The following is a 23,478-nucleotide window of genomic DNA, read 5'->3' as shown; positions in this document are numbered from 1 at the left end:
TATTGTGAAATTATTATGTCAAGAACGTGTGATTAGTGCTCTTCGGCCTTTATATACTTCTGTTCCTTTAAAAAGAAAGCCATGACCAGACCGATGAATGCAAGGACCGCCGAAACTACAAACGACATGTTGACGCCTGCGATTTCATCGCCGACTGTCGGCGTGCCGCCGGAAGAGATATTGAATGCAAAACCTGTCATCACTGTAATTAACAATGCTGTAAATAAAGACCCGCCGATCTGCCTCATCGTATTATTGATGGATGTGCCGTGCGGCAGCAGATGATCTTTCAAAGCATTCATCGCAAACGTCGTGAGCGGCATCATGGACAGCCCGGTGCCGAGCAGTCTGAATGTATAGACGATGGTAATATACGTCCATGAAGTGTTTTCATCCAGCACGGACAGCATGATCGACGTGACCAGAATGATCCCCATCGATGTGAATGTCAGTGTTTTAATGCCGTATTTGTCGAACAGCACGCCTGCGATCAGGCCGAATGCGCCCATAAGCACTGCACCCGGCAGCAATGACAGTCCCGACTCGAAGGCTGTAAACCCAAGCATATCCTGCATCAGTACAGGCAGAATATTATTCGCACTCACCATCGAAGTGAAGACGATGACCCCGATCAGCGAACTGATCAGGAAGTATTTATTTTTGAACACACGGAGCTGTAAAATCGGAATGTCCAGCCTGAGCTGTCTGCGGACAAAAATCGCCACGATGATCCCGCCGGCAATGATGGGGATGAGCACTTCAGGCGATGTCCATCCGCTTATACCTGCGACTGAAAACCCATAAAGCATGCCGCCAAAACCGAGTGTGGATAATATGATTGAAATGTAATCCACCGGCGGGTCCGTCGTTTCCGTGACATTCCGCATAAATTTATATGCAAAGAAAATGTTCAGGGCGGCAAACGGCGCCACAATGATGAATAAAGTTCTCCATGGCCATATTTCAACTATGTAGCCGGACAGCGACGGACCGATGGCCGGCGCAAAACCGATGATCAGCCCGAATAAACCCATTGCCCGTCCCCGTTTCTCAGCCGGGAACATTTTGAGGAGGACGACCATGGTGAGCGGCATCATGATGCCCGCTGCACCCGCCTGGACGATTCGTCCCGCAAGGAGAAGCGTAAATACCGGAGATGCTGCTGCAATGAGCGTGCCCACGGTGAACAGGGTCATTGCGAAAATATATAGTTTCCTCGTTGTAAATTTATTGATCAGAAATGCGGTGACGGGAATCATGATGCCGTTCACTAAAAAGAAGCCCGTCGTCAGCCACTGTGCCGTACTGAACGGAATGTCCAGATCCTCCATGATCGAAGGCACAGCCGTCACCAGCAGCGTCTGGTTCAATATTGTGATGAACGCCCCGATGATCAGATTGGCAACTACAAAATTTCTTTCATTAAAAAACTTTGATTGATTGGTATTCATATTGACACTACTCTCTTAAATAAGAAATAAACCATTAAAAGTTAAAATTAGCTGTACTGATTTCATCCGTCGATGTGACTTCTAAAATGTAGTTTAATCTTTCTTTTAATTCGCTGACATGTGAAATAATGCCGATTGTCTTACCGTTTGATTGCAGATCGATTAAAGTTGAAATCGCAATTTCAAGTGTTTCTTTGTCCAGTGTACCAAATCCTTCATCAATAAACATCGTATCAAGACTGATGCCGCCCGCTTCCTGCTGCACCGCTTCACTGAGGGCAAGCGCGAGCGACAGCGATGCCTGGAACGTTTCACCGCCGGATAATGAAGAGATGTGGCGGGATGAGTTATTATAGTAGTCGAACACCTCGATATCGAGCCCCGTTTTTCTGCTGATTCTGGCCCGGCTCCGGACGAGTGCGTAACGGTGGTTCGTCATATCGAGCAGCCTTTCATTCGCGATGTTCAATATTTTCTCCAGGAAGTACATCAGTACATAGCGCTCGAGCGACACTCTGCTTTCATTGTTGCCGCCGACTTTTTGCACCAGATCGCTGACCGCTTCAAAATGCGTCTTCTTCTCTTCATATTTTACGATGTATTCAGATACTGTCGAAAGCACTCTGTTAAACTGTCTGATATTATTGTTCAATACGGCAAGTTCCCGCTGGAACTGATCGATTTCCTCTTCTGATGCTTTTATTTTCTCTTCATCTTCAGCAGTATTGTAAAATTCTTTTTGCACCAATTCCTTTTCAATATCACTGATCTGCTGATCGGTTGAACTTTTTTCCTGATGGAATGCACGGACTTCCTGCTCTTTCGCTGCGATATCCGTGCGGCTTAAAATCTGTCTCAGTTCACTGCGGTCGATGAACGGTTCTTTTTCCAGAAAGCTATCCACCACTTTACTCTGTGCAACAATTGCCGACTGATTCTCTTTAAGGCTGTCACGGCTGTGTTTAAGCGACTGCGTGACTTCAGTGAGTGCTTTATTTAATTCATCCTGCTGCGCTTCCAGCTGCCCTTTTTCCAGTTTGAATTTCCTGACTGCCTCTTTTTGTCTGTCCATATAATTTTGGAAATCAGAGTGTCCGTCAAATGATGTTTCCGCTTTGAATTCTTCAAGCCGTTCTTTCAGCTGATTCATCTTATCATTATTTTTTTCATAGTCGAACTTTGACTGCTGAATCTCTGTGGATTTTTTCGATATTTCTTTTTCAAGGGCTTCTTTTCTGGCAATCTCCTTTTTCATTGATGTGATATCACCGGTGATTTCTTCTATTTCTTTTTCCGTACTGCCGAGTGTTTCTGACAGCTTTTCATATGAATGACGCTCCAGCCCGTCCAATAGTTTTTTATAGACAGCGGAATCATTTAAAAGCGACTTATTTTCCGCTTCCAGACTGTCAAGCTGATCATTCAGACGGTTGAGCTCCTTTTCCTCATTCTCGCTTAAGTAAGAAATGCCGTCAGGAATGGTGGCCACCGGACTCTGGCAGACGGGACATACTTCTCCGACTGTCAGATGGCCGAGCAGATGCTCAATATGCGGCTGGTCCTCTTTCGCATACTTACTTTGTACTGACGCTTTCATCTCTTTAAGGTAAGATTCACATTCTGCACGGTTTTCTTCATTCGATTTCAAAAGCCCGTCAATGGATTCAAGTTTTTTATCGTAGCCTGAATACTTCTTCTCATCTTCCAATTGACCTTTGAGCGCATTATGATTCAGCTCAAGACGGTGCTTTTTCGTCGTCAGCGCATCCACTTCATCACTTGTTGCAGTGATGCCTGCCAGTTCTTTCTTATACGATTCGTGCGCCGCCTCAAGCTTTTCTGTCGAATGTTCCAGTGTCTTCAACTGATCTTTGACGCTGCTGATTTCTTCTGTCAATTTTTCATATTTCGGTGTCAGGAACCGCTCATTTCTGGTAATATATCTTTCATTTCCCAAAATCCCGGCTTCATTTTTCTTCAGTGCATTCAAATTTTCAATCAGCCGGTCATATTGCTTCTGTAAACTTTCATATCTTGAATTCAGTTCACTTTCATTTTTCTGGAGTTTATCAATCGTCTTCTCGAGCTCCGCTTCCCGTCTGAGTTCGAAGTCGATGGTTTTTACCCTGTTGTAGTCGGAAATATCCGCTTCCATCTGCTTGATATTCCCCGCATGATCATTCAGTGCGGTCTGTTGTCCGAGCAGTTTTTCAAGCTGCACCACTTTATCATTGTGGGCATATTTTTTCTTCAGTGCCGCCTGCAGACTGTTGCGCTTTTCTCTTACGCCATCGATTCTTTTTTCAAGAACACCGGCCTCTTTTTTCACATTGGTAATTCTTAGTTTCAATGATTCGATCTGATGGTTGAAGCTTGGGTGCGCCTCGTTATCTTCCAGCGTGCTCAGCTGTTCGCCGATTTTCGCCTCCAGCTGATGCAGTTCTGTCCTGTCACTTTTCTCAAGTGCTTTCAGTCTGTTTTCAAAGTCGACAAAGCGTTCTGTCTGGAATAAAGTCCGGAGTATCTTCTGCTTATCTTCACTCGTCGATACGAGCAATTTTTTGAATTCACCCTGCGGCAGTATCAGTATCTGTCTGAACTGGTCCGCAGTCAGCTGGATGATATCGATCACTTTGCCCGTGACGCCCGTGACAGAGCTTTCGATGACACTGCCGTCAGCGGCATACAATGCAGCTTTCGACGGCACTTTCGATTTCCTGCCCTCTTTGCTGAAGCTGAGCTCCCTTTCAACCGTGTAGCTGTTTTTCCCGACAATAAACTCCAGACTGACTTTTGAAATATCACTGTCTGCGGCAAACTGGCTTCTGACCGAATACTCATCGCGGTCGGTCGTTGAAGTCTGCCCGTACAGACTGAATGTGATGGCATCAAAGATCATCGTCTTGCCGGAGCCTGTTTTCCCGCTGATTAAAAACATCTGGCCGTCAGCATGGGTAAAGTCGATCGTTTCCTTTTTAAATGGTCCGAAGTATTCCATATGCAGTTTAATTGGTCTCATGCGTGCTACCTCCAAAATGCCGTTCAAATAATTCCGTTTCTATTGCGCTCGGCGGCCTCTGACCGATTTCTTCTATGAAAGATGCATAGATGTCATAGTCGCTTGTTTCCTTCATATCTATTGTCGACATATTGAAATCATGATTTTCTGTCGTCACTTTCAGTTCCAATGTGTTCGGATAGATCATTTTGATTTTCGACATCGGTTCTTTTACATGCCTTAAATCCGACAGTATGAATTTAAAATAGGCTGCCTTATCCTCAAAATCAATTTTTTCATTGATGATGTCTTCATAGCTGCCCTCGTATTCCACAATGTCATGCACCGGTTTCAAAGGAATGAATGTCACTGAATGATCATCAGTATCTATCCATCTGAAGCCTTTCGGCTGCTTCACTTCATTGAATGAATATTTGAGCGGTGATCCGCTGTAAAATATTTTGTCATGGTTGATTGCAAACGGATGGTGTAAGTGCCCGAGCAGAACGTAATCAAATGCTTCGAACACTTCACTGCTCACTTCTTCGGACAGGCCGATGGATAATGCCCTTTCCGATTCACTCTGCTTGCCGTCCTGGATGAACAGGTGGCCGATCAAAACGTTTTTCGCTTCTGCGTCAAGCTCAATCTGCTCAACAATATGCCGGTAAACATCATGGTGGGTACGGAGTTCTTTATTTTCAAAATAGTGTCTTGCTTCCAGTACATCGATATGCGGCACCAGATAGAAATGATGTCCGTCGATGACGACAGGTTCAAAAATATCTTCAAGTGAAGTATGGATAAATAGGTCTGACGCCTTGAACCACTCTGAACCGTAATCGAGTAACGCTTTAGAATCATGGTTCCCGCTAATCATAAGAACAGGCAGCTCCATCTCCTTATTCATTTTATAAAGATAATGGTTCACCATGTTCAGCGCATCTTTCGACGGATTGCTGCGGTCGTAAAGATCGCCCGCTACCACGACGATATCCGGCTGCAGTTCCTCAATCTGCGCCATCAGCTGTTCCAGTACAAATCTCTGATCATCTATTAAATCTCTGCCATTCAGTTTCTTTCCGATATGCCAGTCGGCAGTATGTAAAATTTTCATATAAACACCTCAAATCAATTATACTAAAAAAACGCCCTGATAAAAATCAGGGTGTCGTATTTTGGAGTTGTCGGATAGTGATGATGAGGTCATCCAATTTTCTTTCCATGCGGTGAAGCAGAAAAAAGGTGATCACTACCGGGAAGCCGACATCACTCACGAATGGTATCCAGTCCACTATATAATGGTTAAAGTATCAGTGCTGACTACTTTGGCGGAATGGACGCCGATGGGTTTCCCCTGCATCGGGTCGAGCGCATCCGAGTCGATCAATTTCTGTGCCGCTTCCAGTAATTCCGCTTCAGTGATCGCTTCATTCGGATTACGGAAATTCATCGTAAAACGTCTGTTGGCATCGGTATTAAAAACTACAACCAGTCTCTTTTCCATTGTGTATCCTCCTTATTTTAAATTAACCAATTACGTATGTTTCCAGTTTTTCAACCAGCGCATATGCATCCAATGTCAATGTTTCAAATACTTCCATAACCTGATTGATCTCTGCGTCCGTTGATGCCACATCGATATTCGGTACTGAACGGTAACGTAAAAGCTCTTTGCCCTCTGCATCTGTCGTAATGTAATAAAATCTCGCACTTGTACTTTTGTGCATCCTCTTCACCTCCTCACACTATATATCGTCACAAATTCGTATATGGACATATTTCTTTTAATTGAATATAATGGTAGTTGAGGTGAAGGGTATGACTGATACGTTGTTCATGTGGGGAATTACCCTGTGGATGTTCATAATGGTCGGCGCATTGTTCATAGGCGGATTTTTTATGTTCAGGAAATTTTTAAGAAGAATGCCGAAAGAAGATGGATACAGCGAACTTGACTGGCAGGATTATTATATAGAAAAAGGATTGCCGCTTTGGGACGAAGATACAAAAGCACTGTTGAATGAGCTCGTGAGCCCGGTGCCGGAGCTGTTCAGACAGGTGGCGAAAGAAAGAATCGCCGGCAGAATTTCAAAGGTCGCTCTGGATGAAGGTGTGGAAAAGATAGAGCTTGACCAGATCATGAAAGGTTACATTATCGCAACACCGAAGAAAGATCACAGATTCATGAAAAAAAAACTGGATCAGCTGGAGATAGACTATAGTCCATACGAGGCACTGTTCCAATATGCAGACAGCGAGAAGGAGAAGTTCTCGATATTCGAACAGACGGAAAAAGTAAAGCAGCTAGGCTAAATTAAATGGCCTGCTGCTTTTTAAATTGCTTAAATTTAATTAACATGGATAGTCTCCATACGACAATCATGACGAATGCGAGAAGAAAGAACATCCCGCCGATTTCTCCAGGAGATATCGACATCGATAATATCGACTTCAAAGAAGTTCTGATGATCAGTAATGCCAATAAAATACCGATGAACCACTTTGAAGGTTTAACGAACAGCTGATTGTCCTTTTCTTCATACTTTGTCGTAATAACAAGGAGCACTGAGAAGATCAGTCCGATGACGAATGCTTCCAATATCTCAGTCATCGACAGCCTGAAATAAGGAAAGACGAACATCAACGCCCCGGTCGACATCATTACAGGCGGTATCAATATCTTTTTGATTGAAAGCGGCCGTTCCGATGCCTTCTTTCGGACAAAGATGACGCCGATGCCCATGAAGACCGCCATGATGGATGCAAGTGTGAATAATAGCATTTCTATATCAATATTCAACATATCATACCTTCTTAAAATCCTTGGAAATCACCAAAGAATGGCTGTAACCAAATTATAATCTGAGTCAGTCCGTCAAAATAAAGCAGGATGCCCATCAATATCATCACGATGCCGCCCGCTTTCATAATGCCGTTTGAATACTTGAGCATCCAGCGTGTCTTTGAAACAAAGAAACTGAGGACAAAGAACGGCACGCCAAAGCCCAGACAATAAACAATCATCAGAACTAGCGCGTTGCTCGGCTCGGTTGCACTCATCGCAAATATTGCACCGATGATCGGACCGTTACACGGTGTCCATCCTGCTGCGAAAGCCATACCGATCAATATCGAGCCGATAAATCCGGACGGTCTGTTTTTAAATGACACTTTTCTGTCTTTCATTAAAAAGTCGAATTTCAGAACTCCGGTAATGACAAGACCGAACACTATGATCAGTATTGCACCGATCTGTCTGATCAGGTTGCCGTATTCTATGAATACTCCGCCAAAAAAGGAGGTTCCGAATCCGAGCGCAATATATATTAAACTGAATCCGATCAGGAAAAATAATGTATGGAAGATTGCACGGGCATTAAATTTCTGATTTTCAACTTCGTTGTAACTCATCCCGGTTATGTATGACACAAATGCCGGGAATACGGGTAGCACACAAGGTGACACAAAACTGAGGACACCTGCGCCGAATGCCAGTAAAAATGTTACTTCGCTGCCCACATAAATACCCCCTATTCAACTGTATTTTATCAAAGAAACAGCGTCTTAGGGGGCTTTATTTAGAATAAATTATGACATTTAAATGGACTTATCCGTTTTGGAGCAGATACATCTTATGATAGATGCCCTCTGTCTCGAGCAGCTCCGCGTGGGTACCTCTTTCGACAATCTCACCTTTGTTAAGAACCAGTATCAGATCAGCATCCTGGATGGTGGACAGTCTGTGGGCGATCGCAAGGGTCGTCCGTCCTCTTCTCATCACATTGAGCGACTTCTGGATTTCCTCTTCCGTTTCCGAGTCGATGTTTGCCGTCGCCTCGTCGAGAATTAAAATCTTCGGTTCGACGGCGATTGTTCTGGCAAACGCGAGCAGCTGTCTTTCACCGCTTGAAAAAGTGCTGCCTTTTTCCAATACTTTATGATGGTACTTGCCGGGCAGCTTTTCAATGAAACTATCCGCCCTGACGAATTCACCCGCCGCTTTCACCTGCTCGAAAGTCATCGTCGGATGATACAGCTTAATATTGGACTCGATCGTACCGTAAAATATGAATGGATCCTGAAGCACCAGGCCGATATTTTTCTTCAGTTCAGACTTCGGCATCTTTTTAATGGACTGACCGTCGATTAAAATTTCACCCCGTTCAAATTCATAAAACCGCATGAACAGATTGATGATTGAACTTTTTCCGGAACCGGTGTGTCCGACGAGTGCGACCGTTTCCCCGGGCATAGCCGTAAAACTGATATTTTTCAGCACATCCACTTTGTCGTCATAGCTGAAAGTGACATTGTTGAAATCAATGCGGCCGTGGGTGATTTTATTTTCCTGAACCGGATTTTGAGCAGGCTCCAGAGTACCGTCGTCTATCAGTCTGAACACACGGCTCGCAGCGACAAGCGCCTGTTGGAATATGCTCAAGTTCTGACTCACCTGGTTGATCGGTTCAAAGAAGCGTTCCATATACTGGATGAAAGCGAAGATCAGCCCGGCTGTAATGGACGCTTCAAAACTGAGGAGTCCGAAATAACCGAGAATGACTGCGATTGCCAGTATTTGTATCATGCTGATGGCCGGTCTCAAAAGAAGTCCGTCCAGACGTACGGTTTTCATATTATATTCGTAATGTTCATCGTTGATGTGTCTGAACTCTTCCTGCAGACGCTTTTCCTGGTTGAAGACCTGGATGATTTTCATCCCTTCAATTGATTCCGACAGTTTTGCGTTCAAGTCAGACAGCAGCTGCCTTGCGTGCGAGAAGAAGATTGCCGAATATTTACGGTAGACGAGCATGATCAAAAAGATCAGCGGCATGAATATAAGCGCCATAAATGCGAGTCTCACATCCAGCACGAACATCATGACATAACTCGATGCCATCATGAAAAATGCCATTAAAAATGTGGCAAATACCCCGATGAACATCTCGACAATCGCTTCAGTGTCATTCGTCAACCGTGACACGATGCTGCCGCCGGGCACTTTATCAAAATACTTCATGCCGAGTTTTCCTATCTTATTGAACGCATCGATTCTGAGCTGCTGAATCACTTTGAATGCCAAATACTGAAACAGATAGATGTTCATATACGTCGTAATTGCGCCGACAATCTGTACGATGAGATAGATCGCCACCAGCATCGTCAGCTCCCCTTCCGGGAACACAGCCGGTGTCAAATAATCATCAATAAAGACCATCACAAGATAAGGAATGACCATTCCGGCAACAGTCGACAGGATCAGCATGACAAAAGCCAATGCTATGACGCCTTTGAAAGGGAATGTATATGTCAGAAGGCGCATTAGCACTTTCAGCTGGTCACGCGCAGTCAGATTAACATTATCATTCATGTGAATCATCCCCTTTCACCAGATCATCCAGTTCATCCGTCAAATTTTGCCTGAGGGCCTGCTGGCAGTGTGTTTCATAATACCAGCCGCCCGCTTCAAGGAGCGACTCGTGAGTCCCGCGTTCAACAACCGTGCCGGCATCCATGACAATGATCAGGTCCGCTTTTGAAACCGCGCTGATTCTGTGGGCCGTAATGATATTCGTCTTGCCCGCCCGCACTCTGGATATATTTTCTAAAATATTGACTTCTGTCTGTGCATCCACTGCAGACAGTGAATCATCGAGAATCAGTACTTCAGGGTCGGTAATGAGTGCTCTCGCGATTGAAATTCTCTGTTTCTGTCCGCCCGATAATGAAACGCCGCGTTCACCGACAACAGTTTCATATCCATCGGAAAATGCGAGTATATCTTCATGAATATTGCTTAATCTGCTCGCTTCATAAATGACTTCATCATCTTGAAACGGATTGCTGAATGCAATATTCTCCCTGATTGTTGTAGAGAACAGGAAATGATCCTGGGGCACATAGCCGAACTGTGCACGGAGATTTTTTATGTCATAATCTCTGAGACCGACATCCCCGTATGTGATATCATTCGGATTCGTCGTATCGAATTCACGCAGCAGCAGTCTGATGACCGCGCTCTTACCCGACCCCGTCCTGCCGACGATACCGACAGTCTGGCCTTTCTTTATATCAAAGTTGACATCGCGCAGTGCGACTTCATCGTCGCCGGGAAAATTGAATGCCCCGATATTCAGGGCGATATCCCCATCCGGCGCATCTTCAATCCTGTAATCATGGCCGATATCATTTTCCGTGTTCATAATTTCTTCTATCCGTTCATATGACGCCCGCCCGCGCTGCACCAGATTGAAAAACATGCCGAGTGCAAGCAGCGGCCACACCATCATGCCAAGATAAGTCGTAAAAGTAATCAGCTGTCCCAGTGTGATTTCATCCGATAAAACCATCTGCGCACCAAAAATGATGGCAAGAAAATAACTCGTCCCGATAACGAGCATGATCGTCGGGTCGAACAGCGCATCAACCTTTGACACTTTCAAATTCTTTTCCACAACGTCATCACTTAAAGTCTTGAAATCTCTCTGGTCACTCTCTTCATAACCGAATGTCTTCGTCACTTTAATACCCGCGATGCTCTCCTGCGTCTTATCGTTCAATTCACTGAATGCCGCCTGTGCTTTTCTGAATCCCCTGTTTAGGAGCTTCCCGTAATAACTCGTCAAAATGACCATGAACGGCAGCGGAATCATTGTTATCAAAGTCAGTTTCGGACTGATTGTGATTGCCATCGTAATCAGTACCGCCCCGCCGGTGATGATGGAATCCGCGATGGTCAAAATCCCGGGTCCCGCAGTGTTTTGGACAGCCCGGATATCATTTGTCGCATGCGCCATCAGGTCCCCCGTCCGGCGTTCCTGATAAAAATAAGGGCTCATCCGGGAAAATTTGCTGAACATCCTCGTCCTTAAAATTTTCCCCAGACGGTGGCTCGCACCAAAGATTAAAATTCTCCAGTAATATCTGAATATATATGTAAAAATTGCCGTAATCAGCAAAACTGCTAAAAATATTGTCAAACCTCTCGGTGTCAATGTACCTTCAGTGATATTGTCTATCACACGGCCGATGATCTGAGGTGGAATCAGTTCCATCAATGCCACAAGTATCAGCATTAAAACACCGAATATATAGCTGTTTTTCTCCCTTTTGAAAAACCACCATAGCTTTTTAAAGACTTTCATTTTCAATCCCCCATCTACTTCTCTCCCACTAAAATTTTACCATATATTTCGATTTATGAAATACTTATAAAGTTGTAGAATTGATATATTCTCTGCCTTGGAATGTCGGAAGGCTGAAAGGATTTATGTATTTTTAAAATAAACACCATACTCTTTTCGGGCGGATGGGTGCCGTAGTCAGATTTGAATCTGCAGTAACCGCTCTTCAAATCGGATGCGGCAGTCTAATCCGATGTGCCTCAGCTAAAATCACCATTCAAATCGGATTCACTCTTCAAATTCGATTTCGCCATACTAAAATAAGACTTCAAATCGGATACGGCGGTTTAATCCGATCTGCAACAGCTAAAACAGACCCTCAAATCGGAAAACGTCTTCAAATCCGATTTGTACACCTCAAAATTGACAGACAAATCGGATACGGCAGTCTAATCCGATGTGCAACAGCTAAAACAGATCCTCAAATCGAAAAACGTCTTCAAATCCGATTTGTACACCTCAAAATTGACAGACAAATCGGATACGGCAGTCTAATCCGATTTGCAACAGCTAAAACAGATCCTCAAATCGAAAAACGTCCTCAAATCCGATTTGTACACCTCAAAATTGACAGACAAATCGAATTGCAATGAAAAGACACAAAAAAACCGCCGGTCTTCAATGGAAGACCGGCGATTTATAAAATCATCGTTATTTTTTAGCGCGCTCTTTTTGTGAGCCTACGTTTTTATTCATCATACTCATCATCTGATTCACTTTTTTCTGCGATGGTTTTTGACCCATTTGCATCATCATCATGCGTAGCATATCTTCATTAATCGGCGGGTTTTTCTCCAAATAATCCATCATATACTTTCTCGCAAGGAAGAATCCTAGAGCTAAACCACCAACAAGTGCAACGATAACGATGAGTATCCAAATCCATGTAGCCAAGCGACTTCACCTCTTTCTCCGTACATAAACCATTATATAGTTTATCTTAAAATCATTACTTTTTCAACAAACTATTTTTCTAAAACGGTTCTCATCACTTGTTCTACTGTGAAACCATATTTTTCTACTACGATGTCTCCAGGCGCACTTGCACCGAATGTATCGATAGTCAATACTTTGCCGTCAATGCCTGTAAATTTGTGCCAGCCCAGGCTCGCAGCCATCTCTACAGCTGTTCTGTTCGTAATATCTTTGTTAAGGACACTGTCGATATACTCCTGGTCCTGGTTTAAGAATGCCTGCATGTTAGGAATGGATGCAACTTTAATGTTAACGCCCTGTTCCTCTAACTTCTTCGCTGCATTCACTGCAAGGGAAACTTCACTTCCTGAAGCGAAGATAATCGCGTCATCACCTTTATCGTAGATGATATAACCGCCGCGTTTTACACCTTCATCCACCGTATCGTAATCCACATCAGTCACTTCGACGTTCTGACGTGTCAGTACCAATGCAGTCGGCATATCTGTCGCCTCAATAGCAACTTTCCATGCAGCTCTTGTTTCATTGCCGTCTGCCGGACGGATCGTGTTCAAGTTCGGAATTGCACGTAATCCTGCAAGCTGTTCGATCGGTTCGTGCGTCGGGCCGTCTTCACCTACTGCAATGGAGTCATGTGTTAAAACATACGTTACAGGAAGCTTCATCAGTGCACTTAGACGGATTGCCGGTTTCAAGTAGTCACTGAACACGAAGAATGTTCCGCCGTATGGTTTGATTCCGCCGTGTGCAGACATACCGTTCAGTGCAGCTGCCATCGCAAATTCACGCACACCGAACCGGATATTTTTCCCTGCATAATTATCTCTGCTGAAATCTTCCTGTCCGTTGACAGCAGTTTTGTTACTTCCTGCAAGGTCAGCTGCACCGCCAAATAATGAAGGTACAGATTCGGACAATGCCTGAATCATATCTCCTGAAGTGCCGCGTGTCGCTTTTTTAGTACCCGCTTCATATTTCGGAAGATCTGCATCGTAGTTTTCCGGTACTTCTTCATTGATTGCTGCAATGAACTCAGCATGTTTTTCAGGTTCTGCCTTGCCGTATTCCTCAACAAGTTCAACCCATGCTTCCTGCGCTTCGTTACCGCGTTTGTTTAAAGTTTCATTGAATCGCTTATAAACTTCATCTTCAACATGGAACGTTTTTTCAGGATTCAGGCCGTAGTATTCAAAGGCTGCCTGACGTTCTTCACTGCCTAGCGGTGCACCGTGTGCATCACTCTTGCCTGATTTGTTCGGCGCGCCATAGCCGATTACAGTTTTCACTTCAATCATCGCAGGTTTATCCGCTTTTTTTGCATTGTTAATCGCCTGATCGATTTCTTCCAGATCATTGCCGTCTTTTACCAATTGATAATCCCAGCCGTAAGCTTCAAATCTCTTTTTAATGTCTTCGGAGAAACTTTTATCCAAATCGCCATCGAGTGAAATATCATTGGAATCGTAAAGCACAATCAGATTATCCAATTTCAAATGACCTGCGAATGATGCTGTTTCATGAGAAATCCCTTCCATCAGGTCACCGTCACTTACAAGTGCATAAGTGTAGTGATCTACCACTTTATAATTTTCAGTATTATATTTAGCGGCGAGATGCTTCTCAGCCATAGCCATACCGATACTCATAGCAAAGCCCTGTCCCAGCGGTCCTGTTGTAATTTCCACACCTTCAGTGTGTTTGAATTCAGGATGCCCGGGTGTTTTGGACTCATATTGTCTAAAGTTTTTAATCTCTTCAAGTTCCAGTCCACCTGATAAATGAAGTAAACTGTAGATCAGCATTGAGCCATGTCCGGCACTCAGTACAAATCGGTCACGGTCGAACCAGCCCATTGAATTCGGGTTGAAGTTCAAATGTTTGCTCCATAGTGTGTAGGCCATAGGTGCAGCGCCCATAGGCAGACCAGGGTGACCTGAATTTGCTTTTTCAATTGCATCAATTGAAAGAGTACGGATTGTGTTAATTGCTAATTGATCAGTATTATCAAAAGCCATCTTAATATCTCCTCTATTTTCTAATATTTTTCTCTCGTTGAATTGATTTTAACTTTTCCGGAGTCACGTCACTGCCCTCGGGGTCGATGACTTTAGTCTGTTCGACCTGAGCTTTGAATGACTTGCGGAAAGTTTTCAAATACTCTTGTCTTAATTCATGCTGTTCTTTTGCTTCTGACTTCGTCAGAGTACCTTCTTTCTTCTTTTTCGCAAGTTCATTGATGCGATCGAGTTTCTTCTTTTCAAGCATAAAATTCAATCCTTTCTTATATAATTTAACACAAAAAAAAGTATGAGTACATTCTCATACTTAAATAATTATTTTCCCATTGTGACGGACTTCATTCCACTGTCGGATTCCTGTTCTGAAAGCATCTTTTCCTCTATGATTTCATCAATTGCGTTCGTATCCTGTTCGATTGCCATTGTTTCATTGTGTACTTCCTGTGTGTATATATTATCAGAATGTGCGTTCTTTCCATTATTGTTAGAATAGATATAAATTGTGCCGATCATCACTACTGCTATGAATAATAAAGAAAAACCTTTGATTTCTTTAAGCATTAGTCATCCTCCTCGAACATTTGTTTGTATTCATATAGTAACAGAACACTTGTTCTTAGTCAATACTTTTACGAACAAACGTTTGTAAGACACTAAAATTTGTGATATCATTATATTTAATAAAGGGCTGGAGGTCTTACTATGAAAGAAATCAGTGACAGACAGAAACAGATTTATCAATATATAAAGAGAACAGTTCAGGAAAAAGGTTACCCGCCGAGTGTCAGAGAAATCGGTAATGCAGTGGGTTTGCAATCCAGCTCCACCGTTCATGGACACCTGGCAAAATTACAGGATAAAGGATATATAAAGAGAGATCCGACAAAGCCGAGAGCAATTGAAATTGTCCAGGCGGAAAATCAGGCATATACTCCAGTAATTCAAGTGCCTGTTCTAGGTAAGGTCACAGCTGGTCTGCCTATTACAGCAGTTGAAAATGTTGATGAATATTTCCCTTTACCGGAACATTTCACTGCGAATCACAATAGTGAAATATTCCTGCTCAATGTAGCCGGAGACAGTATGATTGATGCGGGTATTTTTGATGGAGACCGCGTCATTGTCCGCAAACAGAATATCGCCCATAATGGTGATATTATTGTCGCTATGACCGATGAGGATGAAGCAACTGTTAAACGCTTCTATAAAGAAAAAGGATATTATCGTCTGCAGCCTGAAAACCCTGCACTCGAACCGATCTACCTTGACAGCGTGACTGTCCTTGGAAAAGTTGTGGGTCTGTTCAGGGAATTTTAAAACAAAATAATCATCTGAAACAAAAATAGATTCGTCCGGATTAACCGGACGAATCTATTTTGGGTATTCGGATTATCGTGTGGAATACCAGTTAAAAAGTATAATAGCTACGATATCATAAATCGGATTATCGTGTAGAAATAATACCGACCGACTGTAAAGACTTCTTTACATTAGGTCGGTTTTTTGTTATTGTATGTGTAAAGATATCTTTACTTTGATTTGGAGGGGTGATTAATGAGGGTAATTAACCATATTCGAGAAATCCGCCAAAAAAAGGGGATAACTCAAGTTAAAATGGCTGAGGATCTACAAGTTACACGTCAAACTATAAATGCAATTGAAAAAAATAAGTATAATCCCAGTCTTGAGTTGGCATTAAAATTAATAGCATATTTTGATATGCCAATAAATGAAATATTTATTTTAGAGGAGGATGACAAATGAGTGTAAAGGACAGAAAAAAATGGGGAAAGATTTTAGAAAAGTGGACTCCATACTTTATTATTACTTGTACTTTTATTGGTGCTGTTCTGGGTTCATTTCTTGCTTATATTTTTCAAGGTGAATTTCCGTATGAAGTGCTTACAGGTGGTTTGGTAGCAACTATCATTTTGACAGTAATTCAGGTGATTAAACAGAAACGCAAAAGAGATAATTTGCCCGAAGCAGATGAACGAGTCATCCACAATGTTTTCCGTTTTTTTGCATATACATCTCATATTTCCTTAGCTATTTTATTTGTGGCTTTAGCAGTTTTCACACTTTTAGGAAATGAGTCGATTTCAATTCTTTATCTATGGCTCTTTTTCTTTGCTTATATTTGGATTGTAGGGATAGGTGCTCTTATCATTAAAAGAAGGTAATAGGATTTTAAAACAGGTTTTAACAAAGAACCGATATTTAGCAAAGGATAGTATAAAATGTTAACCAATATGATTAATCTATCAAACTTTAAGATTCTGGATATGAAAGAAAGTGAGTATGATTATAGATTCTTAGTTGAGTCCACTACTATATCTCCTTCACACTGTCCAAAATGTGGAACCGTTGCAAACTTATATAAACATGGTAAGAAACAACAGCTATTTTTTGACCTGCCAATGCACGCAAAACGTGTCGGTATCTATGTCAATCGCCAACGATATAAATGTAGGGAATGTAATGAAACATTTTTTGAAAATCTACCAGATATGGATGTTAATCGATCTGTTACTAATAGGCTAATTAATTGGATTCAAGAAGCAAGCCTTGAAAAAACGTTTACCAGTGTTGCAGAAGAGATTGGTGTTGACGAAAAGACTGTACGAAACATCTTTAATGACTACGTTACTGAACTTGAAACTCAAACTGATTTTAGAACTCCTAAATAGCTTGGAATTGATGAAGTCCATTTGCTTAAAAACTATCGTTGTGTCATCACAGATGTTGAAAACAAGTCAGTAATTGACATCTTACGAAAACGTAATAAGGATACTGTTGTCAGTTATCTTTCGAAGCTCCAAGACATTGATAAAATTGAACTTGTAGCAATGGATATGTGGAGACCTTATAAAGATGCAGTTAACATGGTAATTCCACACGCCAAAATAGTTATCGACAAGTTTCACGTTGTTAAATTAGCAAATGAAGCCTTAGAGAAGATACGAAAGGCTAATCGTCAAAGTGTATCAGCCAAAGAACGTAGGCAACTTATGAGAGACCGTTATGTGCTTCTGACAAGGCGTAAAGACCTCAACGAATTTGATGACGAAATAAAACTACAAGTATGGACTGATATGTTCCCATTGCTTGGTTATGCCTATGAACTCAAAGAACAGTTCTTTGATATTTATGAAGCTAAAACAGTCGATGAAGCATATAAACTCTATCAAGAATGGCTTTCAAATGTACCTAAAGAGTTAATGACCTACTTCGGGGATCTCATTAAGGCTATGACCAATTGGGAAGAAGAGATATTCAACTATTTCACTTCACCTATCACAAACGCCTATACAGAGTCCTTGAATCGCTTAATTAAGACGATAAATCATATTGGTCGTGGTTACTCCTTTGAAGCCCTCAGAGCGAAGATTTTGTTTACACAAGGCTATCGTAAAGTTAAAAGGAAAAAGAAATTCAAAGAAGTTGAAGTTACTTTCGGAAAAATGTTGCCTGATCAAATGCCGAATTGGTTAAAACCAGAATATGAATGGGTGTATGAAGAAATCTATGGTGCTGACTTTTCCACACTGATTAAGGCTATGGAAGAGGGTACTTTTTAACTCTCTTTCCACACTATTTTCCGATTACCCTCTATTTTTTAATGTAATTCTCTGTATAGTACGGGACTTCGTCCGTGTTGTAATCCACTCCGATTCCCAGATGTGTATATGAATCATTCAGTGTATTTACTCTGTGCTCTTTGGAGTTCATGAGACTGTGGTGGGAAAATATTGGAGATGTATGTCCCATCGCTATATTTTCACCAGCGAGCCTGTATGATATATCCATTGCTTCGATTCTATTTTTTAAAGTACTTCCATCCGGTGCAGTATGCGAAAAATAGTCATTGTCCGACATATCTTTGCTGTGCCCTGCAGCCGCTTCACTGACTGTCGGGTCATGTTCGAGTGGTGCGGCACCATACTTTATCCTTGTTGCATTTATCAGATGATGGTTTAATACTTCATTATCTTCTTCAGGCGGATGATTATACATACTGTCGCTGTGTTTCATCTCTGATTTTTTTACTGTCAGCAGGCCGTTGACTTTGTCTTCTTCATAAACATCGTAAAAGAAGTAAACATATTTATCGTTAATATCAAAAACATCATACTCTTCATTTTCCACTATCAGGTGCTTGCTGCCTTTATCGACTGTTTTCACGGGACGTTCGTAAATCTTTCTTATACTGTCCCGGTCCATACCCTGGATGTTGATGGAATCAATGGATACTTCCTCATTGTTAGTATAGAGACCGGTAATTTCCCCCTCGTTCACTAAAAGGATGTGAAAGATTCCGTCTTTGTTAATGATATTGAACTTCCCGCCGAATTCGCTGTCAATCACCGCTTCAACGTCATGATCTCCGGCTTCAAATGACTCACCTATAGTGTATTCAATCGAGTAGGACTGCTCACTGTTGACCTGTTCTATTTTAGAAGTATCATAGTTCGGCAGCACATATAGATTCAGCCATTCACTGGCATAACTTTTATTTAATCCATTTTTAAAATTATATGATTCTACAGCTGGATATATGAAAAATAAAACCAGTAATAACATTAAAAAGGATGTTGTTTTTTTAATCACGGCTTCACCTGCTTCAGTATCGATAAAATCATTTATCAATAAAATTCTGTCGCTCTTATTTCTGCACAGTTCTATTTAACACTATCATTTTATCCGTTAACAATCATCCTAATGGGATAATATTGATGCGAGCGTCCGCTATTTGTCAATTTCCACCATCAGGTTATCAATCAATCGTGCTTTTTCAAATTGTACAGCAATGAATATTATAACATCCGAGTCCACATGCGTCATCGTATCCAGATCAGGATGGCTTAAGATTTGCAGATCGTCCATGGTGCCTGAAGTATTTTCATTAATATGAGCAGTCATCTGCCCCACTATTTCTGCAACATTCCTCTCGCCGTTCTGAATCAGTTTATTTCCGAGCTGAAGACTTTCATAGACATGCGGTGCCTCGAGCAGTTCCTGTTCGCTCAAATTTGTATTTCTGCTGCTCTTTGCGAGTCCTGAGTCCTCACGTTCAGTTTTGACCGGCAGAATTTCAATATCATGATTGAAGTCTTCTATCATCTTCTGAACAATCATCAGCTGCTGCCTGTCCTTCTCGCCAAAAGTGACATAGTCCGGCTTAATGATATTGAACAATTTGTTGACGACGGTGACCACCCCTTCGAAGTGGCCGGGGCGTTTAACACCATCGAGTACATCCGCCATACTGTTCAAAGAGATGTCCAGCTCCAAATCTGACGGATACATCTCCGCGACATCAGGGTGGAATACAAAGTCAGCGCCGTTCTCCCTTAATAGATCAAGGTCCCGTTCAAGATTTCTTGGATAATTGTCAAAATCCTCATCCGGTCCAAATTGCAGAGGATTCACAAATATGCTGACCACTACAGTATCACCATGTGTTTTTGCGGTGTCTACCAGCTTCAGATGGCCGCTGTGCAAATAGCCCATTGTCGGCACCAATGCGATTTTTCCAATATTTTCAGCACTTAAAAAGTCTCTTATTTCATTAATTTTACTGGTTGTTTTCATCCTCATAAACCTTCTTTTTATAAGTAGTATTTTCATCAGGGAATTTAAGGTCTTTTACTTCCTGAACATATTCCTTAATACCCTTTACCCCGATTTCATCAAAATCTGCATATTGTTTTACGAATTTTGGCAGCTTACCTGAACCGTATTTTAAAATATCATGATACACAAGTACCTGTCCGTCAGTGCCGACGCCTGCCCCGATACCGATCAGCGGGATACCGACGCGTTCTGAAGCCTTCACAGCAAGATCGCTTGGAATCGCTTCAAGAACGGTCATGACGACACCGAGCGTTTCAAATGTCTCGAGTGTATCGAGCAGCTCTTCTGCTTCCTTTCTTGTGGATGCCTGCACTTTAAAACCTGTAATGCCCACCGACTGCGGCGTCAGTCCCAGATGGCCGACAACAGGTACACCTGCATCGACTAATGTATGTACAAAATTCTGCAGATGTCCGCCTTCAATCTTAACTGCATTGGCGCCACTTTCCTGATACAGCCTGATGGCATTTCTCACCGCTTCTTCACTGCTCACATGATAAGTGCCAAAAGGCATATCCACAACGATGTATGTATCCGGTGCCCCTCTTCTGACCGCTTTTGTATGATGAATCATATCTTCAAGAGTCACTTCAACCGTTGAACTGTAACCGAGCACCGTCATACCGAGTGAGTCCCCGACGAGTATTGTGTCCACCCCGGCCGCCTCTGCCTGCCGCGCACTCGGATAATCGTATGCCGTCAGCATCGTAATCTTTTCACCGTTTTTTTTCATCTCAATAAAATCCATAGTAGATTTCATTAATCTTCCCCCTGTATGTTAGATAAGTTATAATTATTTTACCATATTAATATATAATCATTCGGAGGAATATTCATGAAAATTGCCTGTATCGGCATCGGAGCAGTCGGCAGCATCATTGCAAGAGAATTAAAATCGATGGATTTGGACGTCACTTTATACTCAAGAACAGAACAGAGCGGCTTTACCATACTGGAAAATGATGAATATACACGGTATGATTATCCAATTCAGTCCATCAGTGATCATGAAGATAAAACATTCGATGTGATCTTTATTTCCACAAAAGCGACAGTTTTCAAGTATCTGGTTGATATCATCCCTCAAATGTCTCATGAGCACACCGATATCATTTTGTGTGAGAACGGCATGGGCTATGATCATTGGTTTAAAAACAGCATCCCGTCGGTCGTCTATATCAGCGGACAGAAGAAGCAGGATTACATCGAACACTTCAGAGACAGCAGGCTCATCATTGAAAATAAAAGATATCATCACCTGGATGAACTGATTGCCCTGCTGGCGGCCGATGAAGATGTTGAACTTGAAATCATTAAAAATGATCAGTTTGAAAAACTGCGTTATGAAAAGCTGCTCATCAACCTGGGCGTAAATACAATGACCGCCTTATCCCAAAATACTGCGCAAATATTTCAGGATGCGGATATTGTCACTCTGACTGAACAGCTGTTGAAAGAAGGCCAGGAGATCATCAACCGCCATTCAGAAATCATTACCGACGATTTTATAGACCATTCAATCCAGCTGTTTCAGAGCTATCCCGACCATATGGGAACCAGTATGTATTATGATGTCATGGATAAAAAAGAGACTGAATATGAGTTTATCCAGCAATATTTCTATGACAATAAAGGCGATCTCCATACCCCGGTCCTTGATGTGACATGCACTTTACTGAAGGGGTATACTGTCGGGAAAAATTGAATGGACGGCAGTTTACAGCATAGCTGCCGAGGCACCCCCGCTTAAATTATCCAATGAAAAAGCTATCCCGCACAAGTTGTGCCGGATAGCTTTTTATGTGCCGCAAAAAGTGTTTTGGATCATTTCCTCTGCCTTCGGCGGTCTTCTGTAATATTCATCATGTGCATCACTGTATGGATTTTTGAATATCTCCACCAGCTTTTCAACTTTCGACATATCATCTGTTTTCACTGCGTAGAATAAAGCCTCTTCCACCAGGTGATTACGCGGGATGACGGCCGGATTGACACTTTTCATGAGGGTGTACGCATCTTCAGCCGACTGGTCTTTATTCTCCAGTGCAGTCTGCCACTTCTTCACCCATGTATCGAACGTCTTCTGATCTTCCACTTCAATTTCAGCCACGTTTCCGAGTGACAACGCCCTGAATGTTGAGGTGTGGTCGAGTGCCTCTTTTTCCAATATCTCCAGAAACTCAAGGACCAGTTCCACATCGCTTTCTTCAGGTGTTGCAATACCGAGCTTATTCACCATGTTCGTCAACCAGTAAGTCTGGTATAAATCTTTATAGTTATCCAGTTTTTCCTGGGCGATTTCTATCGCCTTGTCCTGATCCTCATCAAGCAGCGGAATGAGTGTTTCAGCAAATTTTGCCAGATTCCACTGTGCGATGCCGGGCTGGTTTCTGAATTGATATCTGCCCTGCACATCGATGGAGCTGAATACTTTTGCCGGATCATAATGGTCGATGAATGCGCATGGACCATAGTCGATTGTTTCGCCGCTGATGGCCATATTATCCGTGTTCATGACACCGTGAATAAAACCGATCGACTGCCACTTGGCAATGAGATAGCTCTGTGCATGAATGACCGCTTCCAAAAATAATTCATACTTGTTTTCTTTGTCGGCAAAATCAGGATAATGGCGCTCGATGGCATAATCGGTCAGTTCTTTGAGTGCTTCTTCACTTTCTATAATTGCATACTGGAAAGTGCCTGCTCTCAAGTGACTGCTTGCCACACGTGTCAGCACCGCACTTTTCAATGCCTGTTCCCGCATAATGCTGTCACCGGTCAAAGTGACGGCAAGACTTCGTGTCGTCGGAATACCAAGCGCATGCATCGCTTCACTGATGATGTATTCCCGGAGCATCGGTCCGAGCGGTGCACGCCCGTCACCTGCACGGGAATATTCAGTCCGTCCGGAACCTTTCAGCTGGACATCGTATCTTTCACCCTTGTGCTTATGCTCACCGAGCAGCAGTGCCCTGCCGTCGCCAAGCATGGTGAACTGCCCGAACTGGTGGCCTGCATATGCCATCGCAAGCGGTGTCTCACCACTCACTTCATTGCCTGAAAGTATACCCGCACCCTTCTCTGAACTAAGGGCTTCTTTATCGAGTCCAAGACTGTCTGCTAGACGGTCGTTGAAAAGTACAATTTCAGGGTTTGACGCCTTTTCAGGCATTGTCTCCGTATAAAAGTGTGAAGATAAATTCTTGTACGTCGTTTCAAAATTGAAACCAAATGTCATTCTCTCATCT

The 23,478-nt window shown here is 42.6% G+C and carries 25 protein-coding genes; 7 read left to right on the top strand and 18 right to left on the bottom strand.

Annotated features, from left to right (window positions below; translation table 11 throughout):
- Window positions 1-32 precede the first annotated feature (32 nt).
- From BO48_RS00980 to BO48_RS00955, 6 genes are read right to left on the bottom strand one after another with little or no spacing between them, the layout of a single operon-like run.
- Entirely contained in the window at window positions 33-1,451 is a 1,419-nt protein-coding gene (locus tag BO48_RS00980) for an MDR family MFS transporter (RefSeq protein ID WP_496365567.1), read from the bottom strand.
- Between the two features lie 34 nt (window positions 1,452-1,485).
- On the bottom strand, window positions 1,486-4,470 hold the full coding sequence (locus BO48_RS00975; protein WP_496365566.1) for an AAA family ATPase: 2,985 nt from the start codon (window positions 4,468-4,470) through the stop codon (window positions 1,486-1,488).
- On the bottom strand, window positions 4,457-5,566 hold the full coding sequence (locus BO48_RS00970; protein WP_496365565.1) for a metallophosphoesterase family protein: 1,110 nt from the start codon (window positions 5,564-5,566) through the stop codon (window positions 4,457-4,459). Before BO48_RS00970 ends, BO48_RS00975 begins: the two co-directional genes overlap by 14 nt.
- A 46-nt stretch (window positions 5,567-5,612) precedes the next feature.
- Window positions 5,613-5,726, bottom strand: coding sequence for a YvrJ family protein (locus BO48_RS00965; RefSeq protein WP_496365823.1), 114 nt, complete (start codon window positions 5,724-5,726; stop codon window positions 5,613-5,615).
- A gap of 17 nt (window positions 5,727-5,743) precedes the next feature.
- On the bottom strand, window positions 5,744-5,956 hold the full coding sequence (locus BO48_RS00960; protein WP_496365564.1) for a DUF2922 domain-containing protein: 213 nt from the start codon (window positions 5,954-5,956) through the stop codon (window positions 5,744-5,746).
- A 22-nt stretch (window positions 5,957-5,978) separates the two neighbouring features.
- Window positions 5,979-6,179, bottom strand: coding sequence for a DUF1659 domain-containing protein (locus BO48_RS00955; protein ID WP_496365563.1), 201 nt, complete (start codon window positions 6,177-6,179; stop codon window positions 5,979-5,981).
- A gap of 91 nt (window positions 6,180-6,270) precedes the next feature.
- Here BO48_RS00955 and BO48_RS00950 point away from each other — a divergent pair, with 91 nt between their 5' ends.
- Window positions 6,271-6,765, top strand: coding sequence for a DUF2621 family protein (locus tag BO48_RS00950; protein ID WP_496365562.1), 495 nt, complete (start codon window positions 6,271-6,273; stop codon window positions 6,763-6,765).
- Window position 6,766: 1 nt separating this feature from the next.
- Here BO48_RS00950 and BO48_RS00945 read toward each other — a convergent pair whose 3' ends face one another.
- The 8 genes from BO48_RS00945 to BO48_RS00910 all read right to left on the bottom strand — a co-directional run bounded on the left by BO48_RS00945 (window position 6,767) and on the right by BO48_RS00910 (window position 15,151).
- Window positions 6,767-7,234 carry a CcdC family protein gene (locus tag BO48_RS00945; protein ID WP_496365822.1) on the bottom strand — a complete coding sequence of 156 codons (468 nt, stop codon included), beginning with the start codon at window positions 7,232-7,234 and terminating at the stop codon, window positions 6,767-6,769.
- A 32-nt stretch (window positions 7,235-7,266) separates the two neighbouring features.
- Complete coding sequence (locus BO48_RS00940; protein ID WP_496365561.1) at window positions 7,267-7,971, bottom strand: cytochrome c biogenesis CcdA family protein; 705 nt, start codon at window positions 7,969-7,971, stop codon at window positions 7,267-7,269.
- An 88-nt stretch (window positions 7,972-8,059) separates the two neighbouring features.
- Window positions 8,060-9,823, bottom strand: coding sequence for an ABC transporter ATP-binding protein (locus BO48_RS00935; protein ID WP_496365560.1), 1,764 nt, complete (start codon window positions 9,821-9,823; stop codon window positions 8,060-8,062).
- Window positions 9,816-11,597 (bottom strand): ABC transporter ATP-binding protein, encoded by a 1,782-nt coding sequence (locus BO48_RS00930; protein WP_496365559.1) that lies wholly within the window; start codon window positions 11,595-11,597, stop codon window positions 9,816-9,818. The genes BO48_RS00935 and BO48_RS00930 overlap by 8 nt, the downstream gene beginning before the upstream one ends.
- A gap of 690 nt (window positions 11,598-12,287) precedes the next feature.
- A complete protein-coding gene (locus BO48_RS00925; protein ID WP_496365558.1) occupies window positions 12,288-12,530 on the bottom strand; it encodes a YneF family protein in 243 nt (80 codons plus the stop codon).
- Window positions 12,531-12,601: 71 nt separating this feature from the next.
- Window positions 12,602-14,587 (bottom strand): transketolase, encoded by a 1,986-nt coding sequence (gene tkt, locus BO48_RS00920; RefSeq protein ID WP_496365557.1) that lies wholly within the window; start codon window positions 14,585-14,587, stop codon window positions 12,602-12,604.
- 13 nt (window positions 14,588-14,600) lie between these two features.
- On the bottom strand, window positions 14,601-14,837 hold the full coding sequence (locus BO48_RS00915) for a DUF896 domain-containing protein (RefSeq protein ID WP_496365556.1): 237 nt from the start codon (window positions 14,835-14,837) through the stop codon (window positions 14,601-14,603).
- Window positions 14,838-14,905: 68 nt separating this feature from the next.
- Window positions 14,906-15,151 carry a hypothetical protein gene (locus BO48_RS00910; protein WP_496365555.1) on the bottom strand — a complete coding sequence of 82 codons (246 nt, stop codon included), beginning with the start codon at window positions 15,149-15,151 and terminating at the stop codon, window positions 14,906-14,908.
- Window positions 15,152-15,292: 141 nt separating this feature from the next.
- Here BO48_RS00910 and lexA point away from each other — a divergent pair, with 141 nt between their 5' ends.
- The 5 genes from lexA to BO48_RS00885 all read left to right on the top strand — a co-directional run bounded on the left by lexA (window position 15,293) and on the right by BO48_RS00885 (window position 18,171).
- A complete protein-coding gene (gene lexA, locus BO48_RS00905) occupies window positions 15,293-15,907 on the top strand; it encodes a transcriptional repressor LexA (RefSeq protein WP_496365554.1) in 615 nt (204 codons plus the stop codon).
- 237 nt (window positions 15,908-16,144) lie between these two features.
- Window positions 16,145-16,354, top strand: coding sequence for a helix-turn-helix transcriptional regulator (locus tag BO48_RS00900; protein ID WP_496365553.1), 210 nt, complete (start codon window positions 16,145-16,147; stop codon window positions 16,352-16,354).
- Window positions 16,351-16,773 carry a hypothetical protein gene (locus tag BO48_RS00895; RefSeq protein WP_496365552.1) on the top strand — a complete coding sequence of 141 codons (423 nt, stop codon included), beginning with the start codon at window positions 16,351-16,353 and terminating at the stop codon, window positions 16,771-16,773. Before BO48_RS00900 ends, BO48_RS00895 begins: the two co-directional genes overlap by 4 nt.
- 57 nt (window positions 16,774-16,830) lie before the next feature.
- A complete protein-coding gene (locus BO48_RS00890; protein WP_496365551.1) occupies window positions 16,831-17,280 on the top strand; it encodes a transposase family protein in 450 nt (149 codons plus the stop codon).
- 6 nt (window positions 17,281-17,286) lie between these two features.
- Window positions 17,287-18,171 carry an ISL3 family transposase gene (locus BO48_RS00885; protein ID WP_496365821.1) on the top strand — a complete coding sequence of 295 codons (885 nt, stop codon included), beginning with the start codon at window positions 17,287-17,289 and terminating at the stop codon, window positions 18,169-18,171.
- 31 nt (window positions 18,172-18,202) lie between these two features.
- Here BO48_RS00885 and BO48_RS00880 read toward each other — a convergent pair whose 3' ends face one another.
- The 3 genes from BO48_RS00880 to panB form a co-directional block, all read right to left on the bottom strand.
- Complete coding sequence (locus tag BO48_RS00880) at window positions 18,203-19,240, bottom strand: CAP domain-containing protein (protein ID WP_496365550.1); 1,038 nt, start codon at window positions 19,238-19,240, stop codon at window positions 18,203-18,205.
- Window positions 19,241-19,339: 99 nt separating this feature from the next.
- On the bottom strand, window positions 19,340-20,185 hold the full coding sequence (panC, locus tag BO48_RS00875) for a pantoate--beta-alanine ligase (protein WP_496365549.1): 846 nt from the start codon (window positions 20,183-20,185) through the stop codon (window positions 19,340-19,342).
- The gene (panB, locus tag BO48_RS00870; protein ID WP_496365548.1) at window positions 20,169-20,987 is read right to left on the bottom strand and encodes a 3-methyl-2-oxobutanoate hydroxymethyltransferase; all 819 of its coding nucleotides are present in this window, start codon (window positions 20,985-20,987) and stop codon (window positions 20,169-20,171) included. Before panB ends, panC begins: the two co-directional genes overlap by 17 nt.
- A 75-nt stretch (window positions 20,988-21,062) precedes the next feature.
- Here panB and BO48_RS00865 point away from each other — a divergent pair, with 75 nt between their 5' ends.
- Window positions 21,063-21,932, top strand: coding sequence for a ketopantoate reductase C-terminal domain-containing protein (locus BO48_RS00865; RefSeq protein ID WP_496365547.1), 870 nt, complete (start codon window positions 21,063-21,065; stop codon window positions 21,930-21,932).
- Window positions 21,933-22,025: 93 nt separating this feature from the next.
- Here BO48_RS00865 and BO48_RS00860 read toward each other — a convergent pair whose 3' ends face one another.
- Entirely contained in the window at window positions 22,026-23,468 is a 1,443-nt protein-coding gene (locus BO48_RS00860; protein WP_496365546.1) for a protein adenylyltransferase SelO, read from the bottom strand.
- Window positions 23,469-23,478 lie beyond the last annotated feature (10 nt).

It is taken from the genome of Lacicoccus kunmingensis DSM 17847, assembly GCF_059568765.1.
Note: the sequence above shows the minus strand (reverse complement) of the source record. Positions and strands in the feature narration are given on the sequence as shown.